This is a genomic window from Pseudomonas putida (assembly GCF_001636055.1).
Classification (GTDB): Bacteria; Pseudomonadota; Gammaproteobacteria; order Pseudomonadales; family Pseudomonadaceae; genus Aquipseudomonas; species Aquipseudomonas machongensis.
This window is the reverse complement of record NZ_CP011789.1, coordinates 1187009-1203420: the sequence shown is the minus strand read 5'-3', so window position 1 is coordinate 1203420 and position 16412 is coordinate 1187009. Positions and strand designations below refer to the sequence as shown.

Genomic DNA, 16412 nt, shown 5'->3' with positions numbered 1-16412 from the left:
AATTGAAACCAGCGGTGAACGTGTGGGAGCGGGTTTACCCGCGAAGGGGCCAACGCGATCAGAGCGGCGTGGCGCGCGCCACCAAGGCCTGAGCATCGACGCCACGCGGCAACGCGCCATACACCCGGCCGCCCGTGCCCAGCCGACTGCCGATAAATGCATCGCTCACCGTGGCATTGCCCGCCTCGAGCAGCAGCTTGGCCTGAATCGCCACGGCGATGTCCTCGGTCAACTGGCGTGCCCGGTACTGGATGTCGCTGGTGTCGGCGAATGCCCCCTTCAGGTTGCCGATGTGCGCGGCCAGCCGCGGATCGCCATGGCCATCCCCCAGCTCGACGAACAGGGCCTCGAGCACGCCCGGCTCCTTGGACAGCGCACGCAGCACATCCAGGCACTGCACATTGCCCGAGCCCTCCCAGGTGGAGTTGACCGGCGCCTCGCGGTACAGCCGTGGCAGGATGCTGTCCTCGACATAACCGGCGCCGCCCAGGCATTCGGCCGCTTCGTTGATCATCGCCGGGGCACGCTTGCAGATCCAGTACTTGCCCACCGCCGTGACCAGACGGGCGAAATGCGCCTGCTGCGGATCGTCGAGCTGATCCAGCGCCTGGCCCATGCGCAGGCTCAGGGCCAACGCTGCTTCGCTTTCCAGCGCCAGATCAGCGAGCACGTTCTGCATCAGAGGCTGCTCGCTGAGCAGCTTGCCGCCGACCTTGCGGTGCGCGCAGTGATGGGTGGCCTGGGTCAGGGCCTGGCGCATCAAGGCACTGGAGCCAACCATGCAGTCGAAGCGGGTCATGGCCACCATCTCGATGATGGTCGGCACGCCGCGCCCCTCCTCACCGATCATCCAGGCCAGGGCCCCCCGAAACTCGACCTCGCTGGAGGCGTTCGATACGTTGCCCAGCTTGTTCTTCAAGCGCTGGATGTAGAACTGGTTGCGCTGATCGTCCGGTCGATGGCGCGGCAGCAGGAAGCAACTCAGGCCTTTTTCGGTCTGCGCCAAGGTCAGGAAGGCATCGCACATCGGCGCCGAACAGAACCATTTATGCCCCACCAGCTCGTAGGCCTGCCCCGGTCCGGGCGTGCCGACCGGATAGGCGCGGGTGGTGTTGGCACGCACGTCGGTGCCGCCCTGCTTCTCGGTCATGGCCATGCCAATGGTCACCCCGGCCTTGTGCTGGTCACCGATGTTGCGCGGATCGTACTCACGCGCCAGTACCTTGGGTAGCCAGTATTCGGCCAGCTCCGGCTGCAGGCGCAGCGCCGGCACGGCGGCAAAGGTCATGGTCAAGGGGCAGCCGGTGCCGGCTTCGGCCTGGCTGTGCAGGTAGGTCATCGAGGCCCGGGCCACATGGGCGCCAGCGCGCGGCTCCGCCCACGGCAACGAGGGCAGGCCGTGCTCGACCGCAGTGCGCATCAGCTCGTGGTAGGCCGGATGGAAGGTCACCAGGTCGATGCGGTGCCCATAACGGTCGTGGCTGCTGAATTCGGGTTTGTGGGCATTGGCCAGGAACCCTGCAGCCATCAGCGGCCCGCCCGCCAAGGCACCATAGGCATCGATCCGCGCCTCGGCCCATCCCGCCCCGAAACGCCTCGACCATTCCTGCAGCGGGACATCGAGGCGGTACAGATTGGCGCCGTCGAGCGGCGGCGGCTGGTTGGTGACTTCGTGGGTTTCGGCGTACTGGTGCAGGTTCATGGGCGGCTCCTGGATCCGAACTGGCCTGGAAAGTCCAGTGAAGCACTCATTCCCCATGAGTCAAAGTGGCAAAAGCGCCGATTCTGGCGACCCGACCAACTAAGCCCCAGGCCCGGAAGCCATTCGCCCGGCAGGGGCCTGCACCTGGGCCACGGCCACCGTCATCGCCAGTTCGAAGCGGCTGCCCAGGCCACGCGTCGACTCATGGGAAAGACGCGCGCCGATGAGCTCGCCCAACTGGCGACAGATCGACAAGCCGATCCCCAGGCCGCCATAGCGCCGGGTCATGGAACCATCGACCTGGAAAAAGCGCTGGTACAGGATGGCCTGGTCCAGATCGTCGAAACCGATGCCGCTGTCGCTGACCGTCACACTCAGCGCCAGGCTGTCGGGGCCGATCCGGCGACCGCGGGCCTGGATCATCACACCGCCGTGATGGGTGAATTTCAACCCGTTGTCCACCAGGCAGGCGAGGCAGCGAGCAAGCTTTTGCGCATCGCACACCAGGCTGTCGGGCAGGTCCGCAGGCACGTCCAGGCTCAGGTACAACCCCTTGCCCAGTGCCTGCCCGGCATACCCTGCCCGCAGCTCCTGCAACAGTCGCCGAAGGCTGAACGGTGCGCCGTGAGCGCGCAGACGGCCCGCCTGGAGTTCGGTGAGGATCAGGATGTCGTCGACCATCGCCATCATGTCCTGTGCCGAACCCACGGCCGTGCGGTGATATTGCGCCTGCTCGGCGCCCATGGGCAGGGTCTGCATCAGTTCCAGCGAACCGATCACGCCGTTCATCGGTGTGCGCAGCTCATGGGTGACGGTGGCGAGGAATTCATCCTTGAGTCGATTGCTGCGCGCCAGTTGCTGATTGAGCTGCTCGAGTTTTCGGCCGCTGTCACGCAGCGCCCGCGACTGTTCCTCGCGCAGGCGGTTGATGCGATCGGCCAGGGCCAGCGACAGCAGCGCTACCTCCAGTGCCGCGCCGATCTGGCTGGCGTACATGGTCAGGAACACATTGGGCAGGTAACCCAGCACCATCAACGTATTGACCAGCCCGCCGAGCAGAAACGCCGTCCAGGCGATGACGAACCAGCGCGCAACGCGCACGCCACGCCGCCAGGCCATCACACCGACAGCAAACACACTCACCGTGAAGGTCAGCGCCAACGCCGTGGCCATGCGCAGCGCCACGCCATAGGACAGGCTGACGGCCAGCAGCATCACCAGCACACCCCAGGCCATCAACAGCAACAACAGCCGGTCGAACCCCGGGCTGAGGCGACGCACCTGCAGGAAGTGACGGGTGAACTGGCAGCCGAACAGACCGGCCGCACCGATGAACAATGGCGTGGCGGCGTTGGTCCACCAGGGGCTGTCAGGCCAGAAGTAAGCGACCCCGGCACCGTTCACCGAGATCTGATACAGGCCGAACGCACCTATATAAAGGATGTAGTAGAGATAGCTGACATCGCGCACGCTCAGATAGATGAACAGGTTGTAGACCAGCATCACCAGCAGTACGCCGTAGATCATGCCCAGTACGTAGAAGCGCCCCGGCTGCGACTCGATGTAGGCCTCGGCCGACCAGAGGGTCAGCGGCGCCTGCACCGATCCCTGGCTGTGCAGTCGCAGGTAGACCGTGGTGGTCTGCTCACGGGGCAAAGGCAGCTCGAACAGGTAGTTGTTCTGCCGGATCTGCCGACTGGCGTAGGGCAAGGCATCGCCGGTGCGTTGCGCCAGGCGCCATTTGCCCTCCCCATCAGGCAGGTAGAGCTCCAGGTGATCCAACGGTGGGTAGGCCAGTTCCAGTAACCATTGGCGGGGCGCGGCTGCTGGCAGACCGACAGGACGCAGGTCGAGTTTCAGCCAGAACACCGACGTCGAGTAGCCGGCATTGAGTACGTCCTGGGTGTGCGTGCGAAAGCGCGAGGCGAACGCTGGCGCGCTGACCTGGTCGATGCTGGCGCTGCCATCTACGTCTTCGTAGACCTGCATCAGCTTGCCCAAGGGGAGTTGCCGGGTAGCATCGTCGAAATCGACCGCTCCGGCGAGCAGGGGCAGGCAGCCCAAGAGCACAATCAGCAAATAGCGCATACAGCCCCAGCATGGTCTGCGCGGTTGCGTCGTGATTGCCTCCCATCCCTTTGAGACGACGAAACCCGGCAGCGCCGTTAATAGAGTTATCCGAGCACTCTAGCATAGCCTTGGGAGCCGTCCAGCAGCCACTGTCAATTTGCCAGAAAGCGCTCTAGAACGGTAATTTCAGGCATTACCACAGACACAAGCTGACCAAACGGTCAACTAAATTGCCGCACTCGCCGATTCGCGCAAAGGGGTTTGATGGTAAGCTCGCCGAACATGAATACCTACAGCTCCCGCCCCGTTGTCCTCTGTCTCTCCGGCCACGACCCCAGTGGCGGCGCCGGCCTGCAGGCAGATATCGAAGCCCTGATCGCCCAAGGCTGTCACGCCGCCCCTGCCGTGACCGCACTGACCGTCCAGGATACCGTCAACGTTTCCGACTTCCGCGTGCTCGACCGCGAGTGGGTGCTGGCCCAGGCCAACGCCGTGCTGACCGACTCCAGCGTGGCAGCGGTCAAGCTGGGCATGCTCGGCTCGACCGAGATGGTCGATACCGTCGCCGAACTCCTCGCCGCGCATCCGCACCTGCCGCTGGTCTGCGATCCGGTGCTGCGTGCCGGTGGTGGCGGCCGCCTAGGCAAGGACGAGGTCGGCTACGCCCTGCGCGAGCGTCTGCTGCCGCGGGCCACCATCGCGACGCCCAACCTGCCCGAGGCACGCATCCTTGCCGAACTGCCGAACGGCAGCGCAGACGAATGCGCAGAGAAACTTCTGCCGTTCTGCGAGCATCTTCTGATTACCGGCGGCCATGGCGACGAGGTGGAAATCCACAACCGTCTGTACAGCCGCAGCGGCCAGCAACACACCTGGACCTGCCAACGCCTGCCCGGCAGCTACCATGGTTCAGGCTGCACGCTGGCCAGCGCCCTGGCCGGTCGCCTGGCGTTGGGCGAGCAGCTCGAAAGCGCGGTGCGCAGCGCCCTGGACTACACCTGGCGCACGCTGCGCGACGCCGAGCAACTGGGCAAGGGCCAGTACGTGCCCCGCCGCCTGCCCCTGGACTTCTGCTCCTGATACGAGGCCATCACATGAAGCTACGCGGCCTGTACGCGATCACCGACAGCCAGCTGCTTGCCGGCCGTTTCCTTTCGCATGTCGAGGCAGCGCTCGAAGGCGGTGTCTGCCTGCTGCAGTACCGCGACAAGGGTGACGATGCGGCGCGACGCCTGCGCGAGGCCGAAGCGCTGATGCAACTCTGCGAACGCTACGGCACCCAGCTGATCATCAACGATGACGCCGAGCTGGCCGCGCGCCTGGGCGTCGGCGTGCATCTGGGGCAGACCGACGGCCCGCTCACACCCGCCCGTGCCTTGCTCGGGCGCAACGCCATCATTGGCTCGACCTGCCATGCCGCCCTCGACCTGGCCGCACAGGCGGCCAGCGAAGGGGCAAGCTACGTGGCCTTCGGCCGCTTCTTCAATTCCCTGACCAAGCCCGGCGCCCCGGCCGCCCGCCTCGACCTGATCGAGCAGGCCCGCGCCCAGGTCAAGCTGCCGATCGCGGTGATCGGTGGCATCACCCTCGACAACGCCGCCCCGCTGGTCGCCCATGGCGCCGACCTGCTGGCGGTGATCCACGGCCTGTTCGGTGCCGACAGCGCGCAGGAAGTCACCCGCCGCGCCCGCGCCTTCAACGCCCTGTTCGCTTCCTGATTTCGAGAGAAGATCCCATGTCCCGTTCCGAAACCCTGTTCGCCCAAGCCCAGAAGCACATTCCCGGCGGCGTCAACTCGCCGGTGCGCGCCTTCAAGAGCGTTGGCGGCACCCCGCTGTTCTTCAAACATGCCGAGGGCGCCTATGTGGTCGATGAAGACGACAAGCGCTACGTCGACTACGTCGGTTCCTGGGGGCCGATGATTCTCGGCCACGGTCACCCGGACGTACTGGACGCGGTACGCCGTCAGCTGGAGCACGGCCTGTCGTACGGTGCGCCGACCGCCATGGAAACCGAGATGGCCGACCTGGTCTGCTCGATCGTGCCGTCCATGGAGATGGTGCGCATGGTCAGCTCAGGCACCGAAGCCACCATGAGCGCCATTCGCCTGGCCCGTGGCTACACCGGTCGCGATGCGATCATCAAGTTCGAAGGCTGCTACCACGGCCACTCCGACAGCCTGCTGGTCAAAGCCGGTTCCGGCCTGCTCACCCAAGGCGTGCCGAGCTCGGCGGGCGTGCCGGCCGACTTCGCCAAGCACACACTGACCCTGCCGTTCAACGACATCGCAGCCGTCGAGAAGACCCTCGCCGACGTTGGCCAGACAGTGGCCTGCATCATCGTCGAGCCGGTAGCCGGCAACATGAACTGTGTACCGCCGGCGCCAGGCTTCCTCGAAGGCCTGCGCGCGCTGTGCGACAAGCACGGTGTGGTGCTGATCTTCGATGAAGTGATGACCGGTTTCCGCGTATCGCTGGGTGGCGCCCAGGGCCACTACGGCATTACCCCGGACCTGTCGACCTTCGGCAAGATCGTTGGTGGCGGCATGCCGGTAGGCTGTTTCGGCGGCAAGCGCGAGATCATGGGTTGCATCGCCCCGCTCGGCCCGGTCTACCAGGCAGGCACCCTGTCTGGCAACCCGCTGGCCATGGCCGCCGGCCTGACCACCCTCAAGCTGATCAGCCGCCCGGGCTTCCACGACGAGCTGAGCGCCTTCACCAGCCGTATGCTCGACGGCCTGCAACAACGCGCCGATGCTGCCGGCGTGCCGTTCGTCACCACCCAGGCAGGTGCGATGTTTGGCCTGTACTTCACCGGTGCCGACGACATCGTCACCTTCGACGATGTGATGGCCAGCGACGCAGAGCGCTTCAAGCGCTTCTTCCACCTGATGCTTGAGGGCGGTGTGTACCTGGCACCGAGTGCGTTCGAAGCGGGCTTCACCTCCATCGCCCATGGCGAGAAAGAGCTGCAGATCACCCTGGATGCGGCCGAGCGGGCATTTGCCAAGCTGAAGTGACCCACCTGACGGCCTCATCGCGGGGCAAGCCCACCCCACAGCTATCGTCTGTGGGGCAGGGTTGTACCCCGATGAGGCTGCTTCAGAGCAAAACGTGAGCCCCATCACAAGTCGCACAAATACACCTCGATGCAGAATTTCGAGTAAAACTTTGTAAGGTTGGCGCTGCTTATCCCATAATGTGCCACCAGAGACATTGGCCGCAGCTTTGCAGAGGTAAGTCGATCCCCATGAACCGCACCGGCCGCGCCCTCACCCTGGGCTGCCTGTTGCTTCTTCAGCCCCTGCTGGCCCTGGCAGAGGGCGGTAACTCGTTGCTGATTCCAGCGACGGGCCGCTGCACTCTCAATGCCCAGCCGCAAGACCTGGAGAATGCGCTGAAAGCCTGCGCGCAAAGTGCGGAATCCGGCGATGCCCAGGCGCAGTACGAACTGGGCGAGTTCTACTACACCGGCAACCAGGCCCCCAAGGACCTGAACAAGGCACTGAACTGGTTCGAGAAAGCCTCGCTGCAGGGTCATGCCCAGGCCCAATATCGTCTGGGCGGCATGTTCTTCCATGGCGAGGGGGTCAAGGCCAACAACGTCCAGGCCTATATCCTGCTGAAGATCGCTGCGGTCAACGGCGCCGAAGACGCGCTGGACATGGCCGACGAAGTCACCGAGCAGATGCCCCGCGACGAACTCGAGCATGCCACGCAAGTGCTCGGGCAGATCTTCCGCAAGTACCTTCTGGAGCTGCAAAGCGCCGAAGGGCGCACGCCGTTCTCGCCGCTGCCCTGATCCGATCATCCAATCGTCAAATGGTGCTGGCAGACTGTCAGCCTTGCCCTTGATCGTTTCAGATCTTTCGCCACTGTCGCTCAAGGGTTATTCTTGAGTTCATATCCTTCGTCGAGCGCCTTGAACCGACCTTGAACGCACCCATACAACCCCATCGCTTCACCCTCGAACCCTTCGAGGCCCACCGTTTCGCCAACTTGTGTGGCCAGTTCGACGAGCACCTGCGCCTGATCGAACAACGCCTGGCCATCGAGATCCGCAACCGCGGCAATCAGTTCGAACTGATCGGCGAGCCCAAGACCACCTCCGCCGCCGAACAGCTGCTGCGCCGTCTCTATCGCGAGACCAAGGCCACCGACCTGTCGCCGGAAACGGTCCACCTCTATCTCCAGGAGTCGGCGGTCGAGAACATCGACAACCCCGCCGTCAACGAAGTCAGCGTCTCGCTGCGCACGCGCAAGGGCAACATCCGCCCGCGCGGGGCCAACCAGCAGCGCTACGTCAAGGAAATCCTGGCCAACGACATCAACTTCGGCATCGGCCCGGCCGGCACCGGCAAGACCTACCTGGCCGTGGCCTGCGCCGTCGATGCGCTGGAGCGCGAACAGGTGCGCCGCATCCTGCTGGTGCGCCCGGCGGTCGAAGCCGGCGAGAAGCTCGGTTTCCTGCCCGGCGACCTGGCCCAGAAGATCGACCCTTACCTGCGCCCGTTGTACGACGCCCTGTACGAGATGCTCGGCTTCGAGCACGTGGCCAAGCTGATCGAGCGCCAGGTGATCGAGATCGCCCCGCTGGCCTACATGCGCGGCCGCACGCTGAACAACAGTTTCATCATCCTCGACGAAAGCCAGAACACCACCCTCGAGCAGATGAAGATGTTCCTCACCCGCATCGGCTTCGGCTCGACTGCAGTGATCACCGGCGACATCACCCAGGTCGACCTGCCGCGTGGCACCAAGTCGGGGCTGGCTCACGTGATCGAAGTGCTCAGGGACGTCCCGGGCATCAGTTTCACCCATTTCCAGCCCAAGGACGTGGTACGCCATCCGCTGGTGCAGCGCATCGTCGAAGCCTACGATCGCTTCGAAGCCCGCCAGGCCAAGCCCGAGGCGCCCGCCAAAGATGCTTGAACTCGATCTGCAACGGGCCACCGATACCCCCGCCCCGGATGACGCGGCATTCCGCCGCTGGTGCGAGCTGGCATTGCGCCAGCGCAGCGCCGACTCGGAGATGACCATCCGCCTGGTCGACGAGGCCGAAGGCCGTGAACTGAACAACACCTACCGGCACAAGGACTACGCGACCAACGTATTGTCCTTCCCTGCTGACGTGCCCGACGAACTGCTGGATATTCCGCTGCTGGGCGACCTGGTCATCTGCGTGCCGGTGGTCGAGCGCGAAGCCAGCGAGCAAGGCAAGGCGCTGGAGGCACACTGGGCGCACCTGGTCATTCACGGTTGCCTGCACCTGCTCGGCTACGACCACATCGACGACGATGAGGCCGAGGAAATGGAAGCCCTGGAACGCGAATTGCTGGCCGAACTGGGTCATCCTGACCCGTACGCCGATGACGACACCGATTCAATCAACCCTTGATCACTGCAAAGGAACACGAGTAAACCGCCATGAGCGAAGATCGATCGAGCAACGGGCAGAAGTCCTGGCTGGGTAAACTGACCCAGGCTTTTGCCCATGAGCCGAAAAACCGCCAGGAGCTCCTCGAGCTGCTGCGCGAAGCCCATCAGAACAAGCTGCTCGACAGCGAAGCGTTGACCATCGTCGAAGGTGCCATCCAGGTCGCTGACCTGCAGGTACGCGACATCATGGTCCCGCGCTCGCAGATGATCAGCATCAAGGCCAGCCAGTCCCCACGCGAATTCCTGCCGGCGGTGATCGACGCCGCGCACTCGCGCTACCCGGTGATTGGTGAAAGCCATGACGATGTGCTCGGGATCCTGCTGGCCAAGGACCTGCTGCCGCTGATCCTCAAGGAGAACGGCGACAGCTTCAACATCAAGGACCTGCTGCGCCCGGCCACCTTCGTGCCGGAGTCCAAGCGCCTGAACGTGCTGCTGCGCGAGTTCCGCGCCAACCACAATCACATGGCCATCGTCATCGACGAATACGGCGGCGTCGCGGGCCTGGTAACCATCGAGGACGTGCTCGAGCAGATCGTCGGCGACATCGAGGACGAGCACGACGTCGAGGAAGACAGCTACATCAAGCCACTGCCCAGTGGCGACTTCCTGGTTAAAGCGCTCACGCCGATCGAGAACTTCAACGAGTTCTTCGACAGCGAGTTCTCCGACGATGAGTTCGACACTGTCGGCGGCCTGGTCATGAGCGCCTTTGGTCACCTGCCCAAGCGCAACGAGACCACCGAAATCGGCGCCTATCGCTTCCGCATCCTCAATGCCGACAGCCGCCGGATACACTTGCTGCGCCTGACCCCGATCACCCGCTAAGGACGAACATGCGCTGGATCACCCGCCCCGGCTGGCCCGGTAACCTGCTGGCCATGGTGGCCGGCGCTTCCACCTCCCTGGCCCTGGCGCCCTTCGACATCTGGCCGATCGCCTTGCTGGCGATCATGCTGTTCTACCTCGGCCTGCGCGAGCTCAGCCCGCGCCAGGCTTTGGGTCGCGGCTGGTGCTATGGGTTCGGCCTGTATGGCGCTGGCACCAGCTGGATCTACGTCAGCATCAATACCTACGGCGGGGCGTCGCCCTTGCTGGCGACCCTGCTGCTGGTGGCATTCTTCGCCGCCATCGCCTGGTTCTTCGCCCTGCCCGCCTGGCTCTGGGCGCGCTGGCTGCGGCGCAACGAGGCACCACTGGCTGACGCCCTGTGCTTCGCCGCCCTGTGGCTGTTGCAGGAGGCGTTCCGCGGCTGGTTCCTGACCGGTTTCCCCTGGCTCTACGCCGGCTACAGCCAGCTTGACGGTCCGCTGGCGGGGCTTGCGCCGCTGGGGGGTGTCTGGCTGATTTCCTTCGCCCTGGCGCTTTCTGCCGCACTGCTGTGCAACCTGCACCGTTTGCGGGCACGCCCGGCCTTCCTCGCCGTGGGCGCACTGCTGCTGGTCGCCCCGTGGGGCATCGGCCTGGCGCTCAAGGACCACGCCTGGACCCGACCGGCCGGCGAGCCACTGAAAGTGGCTGCGGTGCAGGGTAACGTCGAGCAGGATCTGAAATGGGACCCGGCCCACGTCAACGCCCAACTGGCGCTGTACCGCGACATGAGCCTGAGCTCCAAGCCGGTCGACCTGTTGATCTGGCCCGAGACCGCAGTACCGGTGCTCAAGGACCAGGCCCAGGGCTACATCGACATGATGGGCAGCTTCGCCTCTGACCGTCATTCGGCGCTGATCACCGGGGTGCCGATCCGCGAAGTGGTGCACCATCAGCGCCGCTACTACAACGGCATCACCGTGACCGGCGAAGGCGACGGCACCTACCTCAAGCAGAAGCTGGTGCCATTTGGCGAGTACGTTCCGCTGCAGGACGTGCTGCGCGGGCTGATCGAGTTCTTCAACCTGCCGATGTCCGACTTCGCCCGCGGGCCGGAAGACCAGCCTCTGCTGCAGGCCAAGGGCTATCAGATAGCGCCGTACATCTGCTACGAAGTGGTCTACCCGGAATTCGCCGCAGAGCTGGCAGCGCAGAGCGATCTGCTGCTGACCATCAGCAACGACACCTGGTTCGGCACCTCGATCGGCCCGTTACAGCACCTGCAGATGGCACAGATGCGCGCACTCGAGGCGGGCCGCTGGATGATCCGCGCCACCAACAATGGTGTAACGGCCCTGATCGACCCGTTCGGCAGGATCACCACCCAGATTCCGCAGTTCCAGAAGGCGATTCTGTATGGTGATGTGGTGCCGATGCAGCAGCTCACGCCTTACCTACAGTGGCGCTCGTGGCCATTGGCAATCATCTGCGTGCTGCTGATGGGCTGGGCGCTACTGGCAGCCAGGATTGCCAGAGCCCTCTAACGGGCTTTTTTGCGCGGGCAAGGCCGCCCCCACAGGCACTGCAAGGTCTTCACGGCCCAGTGCCTGTGGGCGCGGGCTCCCCTTGAAGAGACCAGCACAGCGTTTGCCACATCAATAGAACAATCGATATCCCAGCAGCCCCATCGCCTCGTTGAGCAACTGCCCGCTCTGCCAGATCGCCCGGCTTTCCGGCAGCAGCCCGGCAAACGGTCGCGCATGATCGCCCCCCAGGAAACCCACTGGCGCGGGCACCACTTCGAACCCCACCTGCTCGAAGCTCCAGCGTGAGCGTTGCATGTGCCAGGCCTGGGTCACCACCACCACACGGCGCAGGCCCAACGGCTGCAGAACATCAGCGCTGAAACGAGCGTTTTCCCAGGTCGTGCGGCTGGCCTCTTCCTTCCAGGTCACATCCACCCCAAAGTCAGCCTTGAGCCGATCGGCCATCAGTTGCGCCTCGCTCGGCGGCGTGCCGTAGTGCAGGCCGCCGGTGGTCAGCACCGGCAAGCCCGAAGCCTTGGCCAACTGCGCCGCATAGCGCATACGCTCCAGCGCCGTGCCAGCGGGCTGGTCCTGTCCGCCCCAGGCCGGATCGCCACGCTCCCGGCCTGCGCCCAGGATCACGATGGCATCGGCACGCGCGGCCAACCCGGCCCACTCATCCAGCGCCAGGGGCGCCTCGGTTTCCAACGCCCGCGCCGACTCCTGTACCACCAGCGGCAGGCTCATCAGCCACAAGCCCGCCAGCCCGATGACAAAACACAACCCGGCCAGGCGCGGGCGGCGCTTGCGCATCCACCAGGCCGCCAACAACAACAGGAACAGCAAGCCCGGCGGCATAAGCCACTGCTTGACGAAAAAACGAATCGGCATGCGCGCACCTCAATAGAAGAGGTGCAGCCTAAGAGGATCGACGCCGGGCAACAAGTGCGCGACCGGCGTCGATCAGAGTGGTGTATCGAAGAAGCGTCACGAAACGACGCGGGCCTGGTGTCCTGAACGGCTATCGGGAAGGTTGCGTTCTGGATCTGTCCATTGCAGCGGGGCGCTGCCGGTCCTTGAGCCAGACGATCTTGCCCTTGCCCGACTCCGGCTGAGGGTAGGCGCCGGCACTGGCGAAACGGCTCTCCGGAAGCGTGTCCAGATAAGCCTTGATCACCTGGAACTCCGCGGGGCTCAGGCCGCGAAGCTCCAATTCTGCTGGCATTTCGTCGCGCAGTCGCACCGAGGTTCTGGCCACTTCGAGTGCCAGGCCCAGTCGGTCGATCAGGCGTTCGTATAGCTCCGGTTTGATTGCGGTTAGCTGCGACTCTCCCATCCGTTCACCTCATTGAAGGTAAGAATATCTCCCCCCATAGATGAGCTTAGCGGCACTGAAAAAAGCAGCAGCCCGCTGCGACAAACGGCCCGCGCGGCGTCAATCGCATTCTGGGTTTCCCACGACGCGCGACGCTCATGTATGCTAGGCCGTTCACTCTCATCGACACCGGAGTGCCGGACGCAGCGAGGTTGCGCTGCCTGGAAACAAGGTCTCTTCACTCTCAGCAAAAGTAGCCATGCACGAACAATACCAGCCCCGTGATTTAGAAGCCGCCGCCCAGAACTTCTGGGACGAGCAACAATCGTTCGCTGTCACCGAACAGCAAGGCAAGGATACTTACTATTGCCTATCGATGTTCCCGTACCCGAGCGGCAAGCTACACATGGGCCACGTGCGCAACTACACCATCGGCGACGTCATTGCCCGCTACCAGCGCATGCTGGGCAAGAATGTCCTGCAGCCGATGGGTTGGGATGCCTTCGGCATGCCGGCGGAAAACGCGGCGATGAAGAACAACGTCGCCCCGGCCAAGTGGACCTACGAAAACATCGAATACATGAAGACCCAGCTCAAGAGCCTGGGTCTGGCCTTCGACTGGTCGCGTGAAGTCACCACCTGCAAGCCGGACTACTACCGCTGGGAGCAGTGGCTGTTCACCCGCCTGTTCGAAAAAGGCGTGATCTATCGCAAGAACGGGACCGTGAACTGGGACCCGGCCGACCAGACCGTGCTGGCCAACGAGCAGGTCATCGACGGCCGCGGCTGGCGTTCGGGCGCGCTGATCGAAAAGCGCGAGATCCCGATGTACTACTTCCGCATCACCGACTACGCCGACGAGCTGCTTGAAAGCCTCGACGAGCTGCCGGGCTGGCCAGAGCAGGTCAAGACCATGCAGCGCAACTGGATCGGCAAGTCGCGTGGCATGGAAGTGCAGTTCCCCTACGACCAGGCGAGCATCGGTCACGAGGGCGCGCTGAAGGTCTTCACCACCCGTCCCGACACTCTCATGGGCGCCACCTACGTCGCCGTCGCCGCCGAGCACCCGCTGGCCACCCAGGCCGCCCAGGGCAACCCGGCGCTGCAAGCCTTCATCGACGAATGCAAGAGCGGCAGCGTGGCCGAGGCCGACATGGCCACGCAAGAGAAGAAAGGCATGGCCACCTCGCTGCTGGTCGAGCACCCGCTCACCGGCGAGAAGCTGCCGGTCTGGGTCGCCAACTACGTGCTGATGCACTACGGCGATGGCGCGGTAATGGCTGTTCCGGCCCATGACGAGCGCGACTTCGAGTTCGCTCAAAAGTACAACCTGCCGGTCAAGGCCGTGGTGCGCACCAGCGCCGGCGACGAAGTCGGCAGCGAATGGCTGGCCGCCTATGGCGAGCACGGCCAACTGATCAACTCCGGCGAGTTCGACGGCCTGGACTTCGCCGGCGCCTTCGACGCCATCGAAGCCGCGCTGATCCGCAAGGACCTCGGCAAGTCGCGCACCCAGTTCCGCCTGCGCGACTGGGGCATCAGCCGCCAGCGCTACTGGGGCTGCCCGATCCCGATCATCCACTGCCCGTCCTGCGGCGACGTGCCGGTGCCGGAAGACCAGCTCCCGGTCGTGCTGCCAGAGAACGTGGTGCCGGACGGCGCTGGCTCGCCACTGGCGCGCATGCCCGAGTTCTATGAGTGCACCTGCCCGAAATGCGGCACCGCGGCCAAGCGCGAAACCGACACCATGGACACCTTCGTCGAATCGTCCTGGTACTTCGCCCGCTACGCCTCGCCCAACTACGAGGGTGGCCTGGTCGACCCGAAAGCGGCCAACCACTGGCTGCCGGTCGACCAGTACATCGGCGGTATCGAACACGCCATCCTGCACCTGCTTTACGCACGCTTCTTCCACAAGCTGATGCGCGACGAAGGCCTGGTCACCTCGAACGAGCCGTTCAAGAACCTGCTGACCCAAGGCATGGTCGTCGCCGAAACCTACTACCGCGTCGCCAGCAACGGCGGTCGTGACTGGTTCAACCCGGCCGATGTCGAGGTCGAGCGCGACGCCAAGGCGAAGATCATCGGCGCACGCCTGAAGACCGACGGCCTGCCGGTGGAAATCGGTGGCACCGAGAAGATGTCGAAGTCGAAGAACAACGGCGTCGACCCGCAGGCCATGATTGACGCCTACGGCGCCGACACCTGCCGTCTGTTCATGATGTTCGCCTCGCCGCCCGACATGAGCCTGGAGTGGTCCGACTCCGGTGTCGAAGGCGCGAGCCGCTTCCTGCGCCGTGTCTGGCGCCTGGCTCACGGCCATGTTGCCCAGGGCCTGCCAGGCAAGCTGGACATCGCTGCCCTGGACGACGCACAGAAGGTCATCCGCCGCGGCATCCACGCAGCAATCAAGCAAGCCAGCACCGACGTGGGTCAGTTCCACAAGTTCAACACCGCCATCGCCCAGGTGATGACTCTGATGAACATCCTGGAAAAGGCTCCGCAAGCCAGCGAACAGGATCGCGCCCTGCTGCAGGAAGGCCTGGAGGCCGTCACCCTGTTGCTGGCACCGATCACCCCGCACCTCTCTCACGCACTGTGGAAGGAACTGGGCCACACCCAGGCGGTGATCGATGCTGGCTGGCCGGCCGTCGACGAAAGCGCGCTGGTACAGGACACCATCACCCTGGTGGTCCAGGTCAATGGCAAGCTGCGTGGCCAGGTCGAAATGCCCGCTGCCGCCAGCCGCGAGGAAATCGAAGCCGCCGCCCGTAACAACGACAATGTCCTGCGCTTCCTCGATGGCCTGACCATCCGCAAGGTCATCGTGGTACCGGGCAAGCTGGTCAACATCGTCGCCAACTGATGGCAACGCCCGCCCCTTAGACACGGGGCGGGCGGAACAGGCCCACAAGGGAGCAACAACATGATCAAACGCAATCTGCTGGTAATAGGCCTGGCCGCCGTGCTCAGTGCCTGCGGTTTCCAGCTGCGCGGTACCGGCACCAACGAAATTGCCCTCAAGGAGCTGGACCTCGGTGCACGTAACGCCTACGGCGAGACCGTCACCCAACTGCGCCAGACCCTGCAGAACAGTGGTGTCAAGGTCCAGGCCGGCGCGCCCTACAAACTGGTACTGACCAACGAGCAGGACAGCCAGCGCGCGGCGACCTACTCCGGCGGCAGCCGCTCTGCTGAATACGAGCTGACCACCGTGCTGAACTACGAGGTTCAGGGTCAGAACGATGCAGTACTGCTCGCAGACAAGCTGGAAGTACGCAAGATCTATGTCTACGACGGCAACAACATCACCGGCTCCACCCAGGAAGCCACTCAGGTTCGCCAGGAAATGCGTCGCGACCTGGTGCAGGGCATGATGGTCCGCCTGCAGCAGCTTACCCCGGAGCACCTGGCGCACCTTCAGCGCAAGGCTGACGAGCGTGCCCGCGCCGAAGCCGAAGCCCTGAAAGAGGCCCAGCGCATCCAGGACAACACGCCCCAGCAATCGCCGCTGGAAGTCCCGGCCCATTGAACCTGAACGGGGCACCGCT

At 64.3% G+C, this 16412-nt stretch carries 14 protein-coding genes; 10 read left to right on the top strand and 4 right to left on the bottom strand.

Annotation, left to right across the window (positions count from 1 at the left end; translation table 11 throughout):
* Positions 1-58: 58 nt before the first annotated feature.
* Positions 59-1702: an acyl-CoA dehydrogenase family protein gene (locus AB688_RS05420; RefSeq protein WP_063542626.1), complete on the bottom strand. Its 1644-nt coding sequence runs from the start codon at positions 1700-1702 to the stop codon at positions 59-61.
* 99 nt (positions 1703-1801) lie between these two features.
* Positions 1802-3790, bottom strand: coding sequence for a sensor histidine kinase (locus tag AB688_RS05415; RefSeq protein ID WP_063542623.1), 1989 nt, complete (start codon positions 3788-3790; stop codon positions 1802-1804).
* A 264-nt stretch (positions 3791-4054) separates the two neighbouring features.
* Between AB688_RS05415 and AB688_RS05410 the strand changes: the two genes are divergently transcribed.
* The 8 genes from AB688_RS05410 (at position 4055) to lnt (ending at position 11564) form a co-directional block, all read left to right on the top strand.
* Positions 4055-4852: a hydroxymethylpyrimidine/phosphomethylpyrimidine kinase gene (locus AB688_RS05410; protein ID WP_063546626.1), complete on the top strand. Its 798-nt coding sequence runs from the start codon at positions 4055-4057 to the stop codon at positions 4850-4852.
* A 14-nt stretch (positions 4853-4866) separates the two neighbouring features.
* Positions 4867-5490, top strand: a complete 624-nt coding sequence (gene thiE, locus AB688_RS05405; RefSeq protein WP_063542621.1) for a thiamine phosphate synthase — start codon at positions 4867-4869, stop codon at positions 5488-5490.
* Between the two features lie 17 nt (positions 5491-5507).
* A complete protein-coding gene (hemL, locus tag AB688_RS05400) occupies positions 5508-6791 on the top strand; it encodes a glutamate-1-semialdehyde 2,1-aminomutase (RefSeq protein WP_054892828.1) in 1284 nt (427 codons plus the stop codon).
* 230 nt (positions 6792-7021) lie between these two features.
* The gene (locus AB688_RS05395; protein ID WP_054892827.1) at positions 7022-7573 is read left to right on the top strand and encodes a tetratricopeptide repeat protein; all 552 of its coding nucleotides are present in this window, start codon (positions 7022-7024) and stop codon (positions 7571-7573) included.
* Positions 7574-7704: 131 nt separating this feature from the next.
* Positions 7705-8703: a PhoH family protein gene (locus AB688_RS05390; protein WP_063542619.1), complete on the top strand. Its 999-nt coding sequence runs from the start codon at positions 7705-7707 to the stop codon at positions 8701-8703.
* Positions 8696-9169 (top strand): rRNA maturation RNase YbeY, encoded by a 474-nt coding sequence (ybeY, locus tag AB688_RS05385; protein WP_063542617.1) that lies wholly within the window; start codon positions 8696-8698, stop codon positions 9167-9169. The genes AB688_RS05390 and ybeY overlap by 8 nt, the downstream gene beginning before the upstream one ends.
* Before the next feature lie 29 nt (positions 9170-9198).
* Entirely contained in the window at positions 9199-10038 is an 840-nt protein-coding gene (locus tag AB688_RS05380; protein ID WP_054892824.1) for an HlyC/CorC family transporter, read from the top strand.
* Positions 10039-10046: 8 nt separating this feature from the next.
* Entirely contained in the window at positions 10047-11564 is a 1518-nt protein-coding gene (gene lnt / locus AB688_RS05375) for an apolipoprotein N-acyltransferase (protein ID WP_063542615.1), read from the top strand.
* Positions 11565-11675: 111 nt separating this feature from the next.
* Here lnt and AB688_RS05370 read toward each other — a convergent pair whose 3' ends face one another.
* Positions 11676-12437, bottom strand: coding sequence for a YdcF family protein (locus tag AB688_RS05370; RefSeq protein WP_063542613.1), 762 nt, complete (start codon positions 12435-12437; stop codon positions 11676-11678).
* Positions 12438-12567: 130 nt separating this feature from the next.
* The gene (locus tag AB688_RS05365) at positions 12568-12882 is read right to left on the bottom strand and encodes a hypothetical protein (protein ID WP_054892821.1); all 315 of its coding nucleotides are present in this window, start codon (positions 12880-12882) and stop codon (positions 12568-12570) included.
* A 238-nt stretch (positions 12883-13120) separates the two neighbouring features.
* On the opposite strand from AB688_RS05365, the gene leuS reads away from it, so the two are divergent.
* Together leuS and lptE are read left to right on the top strand one after the other, a co-directional pair.
* Positions 13121-15727 carry a leucine--tRNA ligase gene (gene leuS, locus AB688_RS05360; RefSeq protein ID WP_063542611.1) on the top strand — a complete coding sequence of 869 codons (2607 nt, stop codon included), beginning with the start codon at positions 13121-13123 and terminating at the stop codon, positions 15725-15727.
* Positions 15728-15787: 60 nt separating this feature from the next.
* Positions 15788-16393: an LPS assembly lipoprotein LptE gene (lptE, locus tag AB688_RS05355; RefSeq protein ID WP_054892819.1), complete on the top strand. Its 606-nt coding sequence runs from the start codon at positions 15788-15790 to the stop codon at positions 16391-16393.
* Positions 16394-16412 lie beyond the last annotated feature (19 nt).

Coding starts and splice junctions, on each gene's coding strand:
- leuS (WP_063542611.1), top strand. CDS start 13,121: ATGCACGAACAATACCAGCCCCGTGATTTAGAAGCCGCCGCCCAGAAC.
- AB688_RS05410 (WP_063546626.1), top strand. CDS start 4,055: ATGAATACCTACAGCTCCCGCCCCGTTGTCCTCTGTCTCTCCGGCCAC.
- thiE (WP_063542621.1), top strand. CDS start 4,867: ATGAAGCTACGCGGCCTGTACGCGATCACCGACAGCCAGCTGCTTGCC.
- AB688_RS05380 (WP_054892824.1), top strand. CDS start 9,199: ATGAGCGAAGATCGATCGAGCAACGGGCAGAAGTCCTGGCTGGGTAAA.
- AB688_RS05365 (WP_054892821.1), bottom strand. CDS start 12,882: ATGGGAGAGTCGCAGCTAACCGCAATCAAACCGGAGCTATACGAACGC.
- AB688_RS05415 (WP_063542623.1), bottom strand. CDS start 3,790: ATGCGCTATTTGCTGATTGTGCTCTTGGGCTGCCTGCCCCTGCTCGCC.
- AB688_RS05420 (WP_063542626.1), bottom strand. CDS start 1,702: ATGAACCTGCACCAGTACGCCGAAACCCACGAAGTCACCAACCAGCCG.
- lptE (WP_054892819.1), top strand. CDS start 15,788: ATGATCAAACGCAATCTGCTGGTAATAGGCCTGGCCGCCGTGCTCAGT.
- ybeY (WP_063542617.1), top strand. CDS start 8,696: ATGCTTGAACTCGATCTGCAACGGGCCACCGATACCCCCGCCCCGGAT.
- lnt (WP_063542615.1), top strand. CDS start 10,047: ATGCGCTGGATCACCCGCCCCGGCTGGCCCGGTAACCTGCTGGCCATG.
- hemL (WP_054892828.1), top strand. CDS start 5,508: ATGTCCCGTTCCGAAACCCTGTTCGCCCAAGCCCAGAAGCACATTCCC.
- AB688_RS05370 (WP_063542613.1), bottom strand. CDS start 12,437: ATGCCGATTCGTTTTTTCGTCAAGCAGTGGCTTATGCCGCCGGGCTTG.
- AB688_RS05395 (WP_054892827.1), top strand. CDS start 7,022: ATGAACCGCACCGGCCGCGCCCTCACCCTGGGCTGCCTGTTGCTTCTT.